This window comes from Mycobacterium neglectum, assembly GCF_002591975.1.
Lineage (GTDB): Bacteria > Actinomycetota > Actinomycetes > Mycobacteriales > Mycobacteriaceae > Mycobacterium > Mycobacterium neglectum.
In genome coordinates this window covers 1-10681 of the sequence record NZ_NVQE01000007.1, presented here as the reverse complement: position 1 = coordinate 10681, position 10681 = coordinate 1, and the positions used below count along the sequence as shown (strand labels likewise).

Annotated in this window: 9 protein-coding genes; 1 reads left to right on the top strand and 8 read right to left on the bottom strand. The window is 66.5% G+C overall.

Features of this window, described 5'->3' with window-relative positions; genetic code table 11:
* Positions 1-43: 43 nt before the first annotated feature.
* Positions 44-523 carry a hypothetical protein gene (locus tag CSQ99_RS07875; protein ID WP_099038508.1) on the top strand — a complete coding sequence of 160 codons (480 nt, stop codon included), beginning with the start codon at positions 44-46 and terminating at the stop codon, positions 521-523.
* A gap of 9 nt (positions 524-532) precedes the next feature.
* Here the strand turns inward: CSQ99_RS07875 and CSQ99_RS07870 are convergent, their stop codons facing one another.
* From CSQ99_RS07870 to CSQ99_RS07835, 8 genes are all read right to left on the bottom strand, one after another.
* Positions 533-1114, bottom strand: coding sequence for a DUF1707 SHOCT-like domain-containing protein (locus CSQ99_RS07870; protein ID WP_099038652.1), 582 nt, complete (start codon positions 1112-1114; stop codon positions 533-535).
* Between the two features lie 126 nt (positions 1115-1240).
* A complete protein-coding gene (locus tag CSQ99_RS07865; protein WP_099038507.1) occupies positions 1241-2002 on the bottom strand; it encodes an SDR family oxidoreductase in 762 nt (253 codons plus the stop codon).
* The gene (locus tag CSQ99_RS07860; RefSeq protein ID WP_099038506.1) at positions 2003-2773 is read right to left on the bottom strand and encodes an enoyl-CoA hydratase family protein; all 771 of its coding nucleotides are present in this window, start codon (positions 2771-2773) and stop codon (positions 2003-2005) included.
* Complete coding sequence (locus tag CSQ99_RS07855; RefSeq protein ID WP_099038505.1) at positions 2773-3933, bottom strand: acyl-CoA dehydrogenase family protein; 1161 nt, start codon at positions 3931-3933, stop codon at positions 2773-2775. The genes CSQ99_RS07860 and CSQ99_RS07855 overlap by 1 nt, the downstream gene beginning before the upstream one ends.
* 8 nt (positions 3934-3941) lie before the next feature.
* Entirely contained in the window at positions 3942-5873 is a 1932-nt protein-coding gene (locus CSQ99_RS07850) for an acetyl/propionyl/methylcrotonyl-CoA carboxylase subunit alpha (protein WP_099038504.1), read from the bottom strand.
* A 96-nt stretch (positions 5874-5969) separates the two neighbouring features.
* A complete protein-coding gene (locus CSQ99_RS07845) occupies positions 5970-7565 on the bottom strand; it encodes an acyl-CoA carboxylase subunit beta (RefSeq protein ID WP_099038503.1) in 1596 nt (531 codons plus the stop codon).
* Positions 7562-8710 carry an acyl-CoA dehydrogenase family protein gene (locus CSQ99_RS07840; RefSeq protein WP_099038502.1) on the bottom strand — a complete coding sequence of 383 codons (1149 nt, stop codon included), beginning with the start codon at positions 8708-8710 and terminating at the stop codon, positions 7562-7564. Before CSQ99_RS07840 ends, CSQ99_RS07845 begins: the two co-directional genes overlap by 4 nt.
* A complete protein-coding gene (locus CSQ99_RS07835; RefSeq protein ID WP_099038501.1) occupies positions 8707-10416 on the bottom strand; it encodes an acyclic terpene utilization AtuA family protein in 1710 nt (569 codons plus the stop codon). The genes CSQ99_RS07840 and CSQ99_RS07835 overlap by 4 nt, the downstream gene beginning before the upstream one ends.
* Positions 10417-10681 lie beyond the last annotated feature (265 nt).

Genomic DNA, 10681 nt, shown 5'->3' with positions numbered 1-10681 from the left:
GCGCAACCCTGCGTGCCCGGTTGGTCCCCTGTAGGGTTTGGGCGTGCTGAGCAGACTGCTGACAGGCCTCGGGATGGCTGGATCAATCGCGGTAATCGCCTTTCCAGCGGCAGCTTTCGCTGAACCGGCCCCAGGCCCTCCCAACGTCAATGCCTTCGCACCGCAGAGCCCGGCTGAGTATTCGGTGAATGAGGGCGCGTGGTACGCCTTCAGCGCGCCCAACGGCGTGACCTGCGTGCTGGACCGCCAGTCGGGCGGCTATGGCTGCAGCGGGCCGATACCCGCCGCGCCTGGCGGCGCCAACACGGTGAGCGCGGGACCAGTCGGTGGGCCCGGCTTCGCCACCTCCGACCGTCCGTTGTACGGCGTATCCGTGGCTGCAAAGCCGTTGCCGCCCAACACCCGGCTGTCATTCCGAAGCGTGAGCTGCGGCACCGACGGAGTCGCGACGTTGTGCACCAACAGCGCCGATCAGACTGGTTTCGTACTCAGCCCGGCGGGAAGCTTCGTCTACGGGGCCTGATCTCGCGGCCTAAGCGCTCTTGCGCTGCTTGCGCTTGACGCCGACGCTGCCCCACAGCGAGAAGCCGCGGATACGCACGCACGGCGCGCCCGGTGAGCCGTTGCCGCTCACGCTCTGGTCGAATACGCCCATCACACCGACGCCGCGCAGGTCGACGTTCACCTCGGGCGGTATCAGGATGGTCTGGCCGCCGAAGATGGAGTACGAGTGGATCTCGACGTCGGGCGACGTGAAGTCGGCGTACCGCAAATCCAGCACGCCGCCGCCGAACAGAGCAAACGTGGTCAACCGTTTGGGTACGTTCCAGCGGCCGCGGCGCTCGAAGCCGCTCATGATCGCCAGCAGCATCGTCGACGGCGCAGGCCGGACGGGTCCGCCGGTGCGGCCCCGCGTGACCGCGCCGGGCAGGTCGGCGGAGAGCCGGTCGAGCTCTTCATAGGTCTGAGCGGCGTAGGCCCTGTTCAGGCGTTCTTCATATTCGCGCAGCGGCAATCGACCCTGAGCCGCGGCATCGCTGAGCAGCTGCGCCATCTGAATACGATCAGTGTCAGCAGCGCGCATCGAACCGTTTCGGGACGCTGGAGTCGTCATCCCGGCCATCTGTTCTTCGCGCAAGACGTCATCACTGACGAGCCTACGACGAACGCTGGCACATGCAAGGCCGATGGCCAAACTGTGCACTCACCGTCGCCGGCGAATCAGATAGATAAGCAAACTTTATTCCGCGGCGGCCACATGATCGGCAAACTCGGTGGTGCCGACGGGGTTGTCGGGCGCGAGGTTCGCACCCGTCCGAAAGGCAGCAACGATCCGTCCCGGAACAGGGACGGAAACCACCTTGCGGCGGCCACGATGTGCGGTCAGGTAGATCCGCGCCAACTCCGCATGAGTGTGCACCGTCGGCCCGCCGATGTCCGGCACCCGGCCCGCGGGCTCGGCGTCGATCAATGCGACGAGCCGGTCCGCGACGTCGCGGGTGTCGATCGGCTGGAATCTGACGTCGCGCAGCGCCCATAGGACGGGGGAGTACTGCTGGATAGCGAAGGAGGTATTGATCAGGTCGTGAAACTGCGTCGCGCGCAGCACCGTGTGGCCGATGCCGGCGCCTTCGAGTGACTGCTCGACGCGAAGCTTGGTTCGGTAGTAGGGCAAGGGGATTCGGTCGATACCGACAATCGACACGTGCACGAGGTGGCCGGTGCCCTTTCGTCGCACCGCAGACGCGAGGTTGTGTATCGAGGTGACGTCCTTGTCGCCGGTCGGCTGCGTCGCGCAGTTGACGATCACGTCAACGCCGCCGACCGCTGCGTCGATTCCGGTGCCCTCGAGCAGATCGCCGCGATGCCATTGCACCGACGAGTCATGGGCGCGCTCGCGTCGGCTCAGCGCATGCACCCGATGCCCGGCCGCGAGCGCGGCGGTCACCACCTGGCTACCGAGTGTGCCCGTCGCTCCGGTGACGAGGATTTCGCGTGACATCTATCTCACCCAGTTCGGCGGGCGCTTGTGCAGGAACGCCAGCATGCCCTCTCTGGCCTCCTCCGATACGAACAACTCGGCGGACTGTCGGGTCAGTGCCTCGGCGTCGCGGTCGAACGCCGCCAGCAGTGGCGCGGTGGTCAGTGCCTTCGACGCCGCCAGCCCCTGCGGCGAGGCCTTGCCGATCTCAGCGGCCAGGGTCGTCACCGTCGCCTCGACGTCGTCGGCGGCGATCGTGACCAGGCCGATGTCCGCGGCCTCGGCGGGTCCGAACTTCTCGCCGGTCACGAAGTACCGGCCCGCGGCGCGGGCCGTCATTCTCGGCAGTAACGTCAGCGAAATGATCGACGGCGCAACACCAATGCGGGCTTCGGTCAGCGCGAACGTACTGGACGGGCCGGCCACACCGATGTCGCATGCGCCGAGCAGTCCCAGGCCGCCCGCGCGGACATGCCCGTCGATCGCGGCGATCACCGGCACCGGGAGCTCGAGGATCCGGCGCAGCAGCCGGGTCAGTTCGCGCGCCCGGTCAGCGGCAACATCGGCGGGGTCGGCTCCAGACGATGCTTGCGCGAGATCGGCTCCTGCGCAGAAGGTTCCGCCGGTGTGACCGAGCACCACCACACGGACGCCGGCCTCCTCGGTGGCGGCCGTCAAACCTTGATGCAGCTGGTCAACCAGCGCGGTCGAGAGGGCGTTGCGGTTGTCCGGCGAGTCCAGCGTCAGACGAGCGACGCTGCCTTCGACGTTGTAGCGGACGAGTGCGGCCATCAGTACGAGCGTGGCAGACCAAGCGAGGTCTGCGCGACGAAATTGAGGATCATCTCCCGGCTGACGGGTGCGATGCGGGCCAACCGCGACGCGGTCAGCACCGAGGCGATGCCGTACTCCTTCGTCAGGCCGTTGCCACCGAGGCTCTGCACCGCCTGGTCGACCGCCCGAACCGACGCCTCACCGGCGGCATATTTGGCCATGTTGGCGGCCTCGGCAGCGCCGCCGTCGTCACCGAGGTCGTACAGGGTCGCAGCCTTCTGCATCATCAGCTTCGCCAGCTCGATCTCGATGTGGTTCTGCGCCAATGGGTGGGACAGTCCCTGATGCGCGCCGATCGGCGTCTTCCATACCTGCCGCGTCTTGACGTACTCGGTCGCCTTGTTGATGGCGAAGCGGCCCATCCCCACCGCGCTGGCGGCACCCATGATGCGCTCGGGGTTGAGTCCGGCGAACAGCTGCGCGATCGCTGCGTCTTCGGAGCCGACGAGCGCATCGGCGGGCAGTCGCATCTCGTCCAGGAAGAGTTGGAACTGGTTCTCGGGGCTGACGATCTCCATGTCGATCTTGGTCCACGACATGCCCGGGGTGTCGGTGGGCACTACAAATAGCGCAGGTTTGAGGCTGCCGGTCTTATGGTCCTCGGTCCGACCGACGACGAGCACCGCTTGGGCCTGGTCGACGCCGGAGATATAGACCTTCTGCCCGGATAGGATCCAGTCGCTGCCGTCGCGCCGCGCGGTGGTGGTGATGCGGTGGCTGTTGGAGCCCGCGTCGGGTTCGGTGATCGCGAACGCCATGGTGATCGAGCCGTCGGCGATGCCGGGTATCCACCGCTTCTTCTGTTCGTCGGTGCCGAACTTGGAAATGATCGTCCCGTTGATGGCGGGGGAGACCACCATCAACAGCAGGGCACAGCCGGCCGCCGACATCTCCTCCATGACGAGTGACAACTCGTACATCCCGGCCCCGCCGCCGCCGTACTCCTCGGGCAGATTGACTCCGATGAAGCCGAGTTTGCCTGCTTCACTCCATAACTCGGTGGTGTGTTCGCCTGCGCGCGCCTTCTCGAGGTAGTACTTCTCGCCGTAATTGGCGGCCATCGCGGCGACGGCCTTGCGCAGGGCCTGTTGCTCTTCGGTCTCGATGAAACTGCTCATGTGATTCCTTAAGGGTTGTCCACTCGGGCGAGTACTCGGGCCAGTGCGAAGCCGACGTCGACCTGCTGGCCCACCTCGACGTTGAGTTCGGTGAGGGTCCCGTCGCCGGGCGAGGTCACGGTGTGCTCCATCTTCATCGCCTCCAACCACACCAACGGCTGCCCGGCGGTGACCGAGTCGCCGACCGCGGCGCCGATGCGCAGCACCGACCCCGGCATGGGTGCCAGCAGCGACCCCTGCGCGACGGCGGCATCGGGATCACCGAATCGGGGCAACGTAACAAGATGCACGGGGCCCAGCGGCGAGTCGACGTACACGCCCGAGGAGTATCTCGCGATATCGAAGGGGCGTTCCACGCCGGCGACCGAAAGAACGACACGGCAAGGGGTGGCCGACACGAGGGTGACGTCGTCGTAGTCAGGTAGGTCGACGCCGGCGCGCGTGTATCGATAGCGCACCGTCAGCTCGTCGCCGGCGTGGGCGTAGGACTTCGTCTGGAAACCTGACGGAAGGTTGCGCCAACCGCTCGGAGCGGCGGCGAACACCGTTGCGTCAGAGCGGTTCTGTGCGGCATCGGCCAGCGCCGCGGCGACGGCGGACAACGCGACCGCGCGGTCGTCGGCCAGTGGTGCGGCCAGCCGGTCGAGGCCGTGGGTGTCGAAGAACGCCGTGTCCGTGGCGCCGTCCAGGAACGCCTGATGCCTAAGCACGTTGACCAACAGATCGCGGTTGGTCCGGATGCCGTGGAGCCGGCTGCGGGTCAACGCATCGGCTAGGACGGCTGCGGCCTGGCGCCGCGTCGGTGCGTAGGAGATGACCTTGGCGAGCATCGGATCGTAGAAGATCGACACTTCCGACCCGTTCTCAACGCCGGTGTCGACACGCACCGTCTGGGGAACCTCGAAGCGGTGCATGGTGCCGGCCTGCGGCTGCCAGTTCTTCGCCGGGTCTTCGGCGTAGAGCCGGGCTTCGATGGCGTATCCGCGGGTCGGCGGCGGTTCGGCGTCGAGCCGCCCGCCGTCGGCGACAAGCAGCTGCAACTCCACGAGGTCCAGACCGGTGGTGGCCTCGGTGACGGGGTGTTCGACCTGCAGCCGGGTGTTCATCTCGAGGAAGAAGAAATCGCCCGACTCGTCCGCCATGAACTCGACGGTGCCCGCGCCGCTGTAACCGATGGCCTCCGCTGCCAGCCGGGAGGCCTCGAAAAGCCTGGCGCCCATGCCCTCGATCCGCTCAACCAACGGTGAAGGCGCTTCCTCGATGATCTTCTGGTGCCGCCGCTGGATCGAGCATTCGCGTTCGCCGACCGCCCAGACGGTGCCGTGTTGGTCGGCCATCACCTGGACCTCGACGTGGTGGCCGGTGGCGAGGTAGCGCTCGCAGAACACCGTCGGATCGCCGAAAGCCGACTGCGCTTCGCGGCGCGCGGCCTCCACTTGCCCGGCCAGTCCCGACAATTCGTCGACCACGCGCATACCGCGGCCGCCGCCGCCCGCCGATGCCTTGATCAAGACCGGCAACTGGTCGGCGGTCACGGTGTCGGGGTCGAGTTCTTCGAGCACCGGGACGCCCGCGGCCGCCATCATCTTCTTCGCCTCGATCTTGGAGCCCATCGCGGCGACAGCGGCCACCGGCGGACCGATCCACGTCAGGCCGGCGTCGGCCACCGCGGCAGCGAATTCCGCGTTCTCCGAAAGGAACCCGTACCCGGGGTGGATCGCGTCGGCGCCGGCCGCTCGTGCGGCGGCGATCAACTGTGCTGCATCGAGGTAGCCGCGGGTGCCTTCCAGCCGCACCCGGGCGTCGGCCTCGGCGACATGGGGAGACGCCGCGTCGGGGTCGGTGTAGACGGCGACTGTCCCGATACCCAGCTTGCGGCAGGTGGCGAAGACGCGCCGCGCGATCTCGCCGCGATTGGCGACCAGCACTCGAGTGATCATCTGGTGCCTCCCCGCTGTCGAGACTGAGCTTGTACAGGAGAAGTCCCGGAATTCTTCTGCATAACTTCAGTTTCGACCTCTGTGATCATCTGGTCCTCACATCCGGAAGACGCCGAAGTTCGACGTGCCCTTGATCGGGCCATTGGCGATGGCGGACAGGCACATTCCCAGCACGGTGCGGGTGTCGCGCGGATCGATCACGCCGTCGTCGTAGAGCCGTCCGGACAGGAACATCGGCAGCGACTCCGCCTCGATCTGCGCCTCAACCGCGGCGCGCAGCGCGGCGTCGGCATCCTCGTCGAATTCCTGACCTCGGGCCTCGGCGGCGGCCCGGCTCACGATCGAAAGGACGCCCGCCAGCTGAGCCCCGCCCATGACGGCGGACTTGGAACTGGGCCAGGCAAAAAGGAATCGGGGGTCGTAGGCCCGGCCGCACATGCCGTAGTGGCCGGCGCCATAGGAGGCGCCGATCAGCAGGGAAATGTGCGGCACTGTCGAGTTGGAGACGGCGTTGATCATCATCGAGCCGTGCTTGATCATCCCGCCTTCCTCGTACTTCTTGCCGACCATGTATCCGGTGGTGTTGTGCAGGAACAACAGTGGTGTGTCGGAGCGGTTGGCCAACTGGATGAACTGGGTCGCCTTCTGCGATTCCTCGGAGAACAACACGCCGCGGTGGTTGGCCAGGATGCCGATCGGGTAGCCGTACAGCGTGGCCCAGCCGGTCACCAGCGAGCCGCCGTAGAGCGGTTTGAACTCGTCGAAGTCCGAGCCGTCCACGATGCGGGCGATGACGTCGCGCGGATCAAAGGGGATGCGCAGATCGGCGGGCACGATGCCGACCAGTTCGTCGGCGTCGAAGAGCGGCTCGGTGACCGGCCCCGGCAGTGGTCCCTGCTTGCGCCAGTTCAGCCTGGCCACGATGCGGCGGCCGATACGGATCGCATCGAGCTCATCAACGGCGAAGTAGTCGCCGAGTCCCGATGTGCGGGCGTGCATCTCGGCGCCGCCGAGGGACTCGTCGTCGGATTCCTCGCCGGTCGCCATCTTCACCAGCGGCGGCCCGGCCAAAAAGACCTTGGATCGCTCCTTGATCATCACCACATGGTCGGACATACCTGGGATGTAGGCGCCGCCCGCGGTCGAGTTGCCGAAGACCAGCGCGATGGTCGGGATACCTGCCGCGGAGAGGCGGGTGAGGTCCCGGAACATCTGACCGCCGGGGATGAAGATCTCTTTCTGCGTCGGCAGGTCGGCGCCGCCGGACTCCACCAGTGACACCACCGGCAGCCGGTTCTGCAGCGCGATCTGATTGGCGCGCAGGATCTTCTTCAGCGTCCACGGATTACTGGTGCCGCCCTTGACAGTGGGGTCGTTGGAGACGACAAGGCACTCGACGCCTTCGATTACACCGATGCCCGTCACAACGCTGGCGCCGACGGTGAAGTCGGTGCCCCACGCGGCCAATGGACTCAGTTCCAGGAACGGGGAATCGGGGTCGAGCAGCATCTCGATGCGCTCGCGCGCCGTCATCTTGCCGCGGTCGTGGTGGCGTTTGACGTACTTGTCACCGCCGCCGACCAGCGCCTTGGCGTGTTCGGTGTCGAGCTCGGCGAGCTTGGCGGTCATCACGTCGGCAGCCTCGGAGAACGCCGCCGACCGTGGATCGATGGTCGACTTCAACGCGGTCATGATTGGAAGCCAAGGGTTTTGGCCGCCAGGCCGGTGAGGATCTCCGTCGTACCGCCGCCGATGCCGAGGATCCGCATATCGCGGTACTGCCGCTCTACCTCGGATTCGGTCATATATCCCATCCCGCCGAACAACTGCACCGCCTGATTGGCCACCCACTCGCCGGCTTCGACGGCGGTGTTCTTGGCGAAGCACACCTCGGTGATCAGATTGCTTTCGCCGGCGAGTTGCCGTTCTACGATCGCGCGCGTGTACACGCGGGCCACATCGACCCGTCGCGCCATCTCGGCGAGCGTGTTCTGCACGGATTGTCGTGTGATCAGCGGCTTGCCGAACGTCTCGCGGTTGCGGCACCACTCGACGGTCAGGTCGAGACACCGTTGGGCGCTCGCATACGCCTGTGCGGCAAGGCCGACGCGTTCGGAGACGAATGCACCGGCGATCTGGATGAAACCGGTGTTCTCGCCGCCGATCAGGTTGGCGGCGGGCACGCGGACGTCGGTGTAACTCAGTTCGGCGGTGTCGGAAGACCGCCACCCCATCTTGTCCAGCTTGCGGGTGACCTCGAATCCAGGTGTGTTTCTCTCCACGACGATCAACGAAACACCCGCCGCGCCTGGGCCTCCCGTGCGTGCTGCGGTCACGACGTAGTCGGCCCGCACTCCCGAGGTGATGTAGGTCTTCGCGCCGTTGATGACGTAGTCATCGCCATCTCGCACAGCGCGGGTGGTCAGATGTCCGACGTCCGAACCGCCGCCCGGTTCGGTGATGGCAAGGCTGCCGATCAGATCGCCGCGCAGTGTCGGCCGCACGTAGGTGTCGATCAGCCGCGCATCGCCGGAGGCGATCATGTGCGGCACGGAGATGCCGCAGGTGAACAACGATGCGAAGACCCCGCCTGGTGCACCGCAGTAGTGCATCTCCTCGCAGATGACCACCGCGTCCGCGCCGTCACCGCCACCGCCACCGATCTCCTCGGGTAGGCCCGCCCCCAGCAAGCCTGCGTCGCCTGCCTTGCGGTGCAGCTCGCGCGGGAGCATGCCGGTGTGCTCCCACTCGTCGACATTGGGCAGGATCTCGCGTTCTGCGAACGCCCGCACCGTCTTTCGCAGCTGTTCTCGCTCGGGGGTATTCCAGATGCTCATGACAAGAACTCCTCAGGAATGTCGATATGGCGGCTGCGCAGCCATTCACCCAGACCCTTGGCCTGTGGGTCGAACCGGGCCTGGTAGGCCACGCCCTGGCCGAGGATGCCTTCGATCACGAAGTTGACTGCGCGCAGGTTGGGCAGCAGATCACGGGTGACTTCGAGATCGGCTGTCTCAGGCAGCATCTCGCGAAGCTTCTCGACGGTCAGTGTGTGTACCAGCCACCGCCAGTGGTCGCCACGGCGTACCCACACCCCGACGTTGGCGCTGCCACCTTTGTCGCCGCTGCGGGCGCCGGCGATCACGCCCAGCGGTACCCGTCGGGTCTCGCCAAACGGAATCGGCTCGGGCAATGCGAACGGCGGCACCTTGGCCAGTTGCAGAGTTTCCGTGGCCGGGGGGATATCGACGCGGCTGCCATCGGAGTGCACGGCCACGTGCGGTACCTCGGTGGCCGGGACGAAGGCAGGGTGGAACACCCCGTAGATCTGACCGTCGCCCGGCGGCGTAGTGCTGGTGAATCCCGGATAGCTCGCCAGTGCGAGTTCGACTGCAGCCGAAGAGAACCGGCGTCCGACGTTGGCGGGATCCGGATCGCGCACCACACACCGCAGCAGCGCGCTGGCCGCTTCCTCGGTGTCGGCATCGACGTGGTCGGTGCGTGCGAGCGTCCACTGCATCTCGGCAGGCGTGACCGTCAGGGTGCTCTCGAGTTGTTTGCGCACCAGCGCTGCCTTGGCCTCGATGTCCAATCCGGTGAGCACCAAGGTCATCTCGTTGCGGAAGCCGCCGACACTATTGAGCGAAACCTTCAACGTCGGAGGTGGCGGTTCGCCCTTCACTCCGCTGATCCGAACGCGGTCGGGCCCGTCGTCGGACAGCTCGATGGTGTCGACGCGCAGCGTCGCATCGGGATTGGCGTAACGCGCGCCGGTGATCTCGTAGAGCAGCTGTGCGGTGACGGTGTCGACGGTGACGGCTCCGCCGGTGCCGTGATGTTTGGTGATCACCGACGACCCGTCGGCGGCGACCTCGGCGAGCGGGAAGCCCGGACGGAGTAAGGCCGTCAGGTCGGGAAAATCCCGAGCGAAGAACGCGTAATTGCCGCCGGTGGCCTGCGCACCGCATTCGATGACGTGGCCGGCGGCGATCGCACCCGCGAGCTGGTCGTAGTCGGTGCGGCTCCATCCGTGATGTGCGGCCGCGGGTCCGACGATGACCGACGCGTCGGTGACTCGGCCGGTGACGACGACATCGGCACCCGAGTTGAGGCAGTCCACGATGCCCCAAGCGCCGAGGTAGGCGTTGGCCGCCAGCGGCGTGCCGAGCCCCAACTCCTGGGCGCGCGGCAACAGATCGTCGCCCTCGACGTGGGCCACGCGCACGCTCAACCCGAGACGGTCCGCCAACTCCCGTACCGCCTGCGCCAACCCGGCGGGGTTGAGTCCGCCCGCGTTGGCGACGATGCGCACGCCGCGGTCCAGTGCGAGGCCGAGGCACTCTTCGAGCTGGACCAGAAAGGTCTTGGCATAGCCGCGGTCGGGCGACTTGGCCCGGTCGCGCGCCAGGATCAACATCGTGAGTTCGGCAAGGTAATCACCGGTGAGGTAGTCCAGCTCGCCGCCGGTGAGCATCTCCCGCATCGCCGCGAGTCGGTCACCGTAGAAACCCGAGGAGTTGCCGATTCGGACCGCAGAGCTCACTCACACACTCCCCTCGCCATCGAGACGTGCCCAACCAACCGGTAGGTTAGTCGCAACTCCTCCGAGATTGCATTGAGGGTCGTGAATGGGCTCGATCAACGACCCTGGGCGCAATCTCGACGCCAGGCCGCGGACTCGCTAGGAGGGCGCTGAACAAGGCGGTTCTGAGACTGGCCGGCGGGACGGGCCAGGGCGCGAGAATTGGCGTGCTGTCGCTTGCGAGGGCGGGATCGTGGTGGGGATGGGCTCTCCGGGCCCGTGACTG

What these genes read in the sequence shown, in the direction of transcription:
- CSQ99_RS07870 (WP_099038652.1), bottom strand. Translation starts at nt 1,114, where the DNA reads ATGACGACTCCAGCGTCCCGAAACGGTTCGATGCGCGCTGCTGACACT.
- CSQ99_RS07865 (WP_099038507.1), bottom strand. Translation starts at nt 2,002, where the DNA reads ATGTCACGCGAAATCCTCGTCACCGGAGCGACGGGCACACTCGGTAGC.
- CSQ99_RS07860 (WP_099038506.1), bottom strand. Translation starts at nt 2,773, where the DNA reads ATGGCCGCACTCGTCCGCTACAACGTCGAAGGCAGCGTCGCTCGTCTG.
- CSQ99_RS07855 (WP_099038505.1), bottom strand. Translation starts at nt 3,933, where the DNA reads ATGAGCAGTTTCATCGAGACCGAAGAGCAACAGGCCCTGCGCAAGGCC.
- CSQ99_RS07850 (WP_099038504.1), bottom strand. Translation starts at nt 5,873, where the DNA reads ATGATCACTCGAGTGCTGGTCGCCAATCGCGGCGAGATCGCGCGGCGC.
- CSQ99_RS07845 (WP_099038503.1), bottom strand. Translation starts at nt 7,565, where the DNA reads ATGACCGCGTTGAAGTCGACCATCGATCCACGGTCGGCGGCGTTCTCC.
- CSQ99_RS07840 (WP_099038502.1), bottom strand. Translation starts at nt 8,710, where the DNA reads ATGAGCATCTGGAATACCCCCGAGCGAGAACAGCTGCGAAAGACGGTG.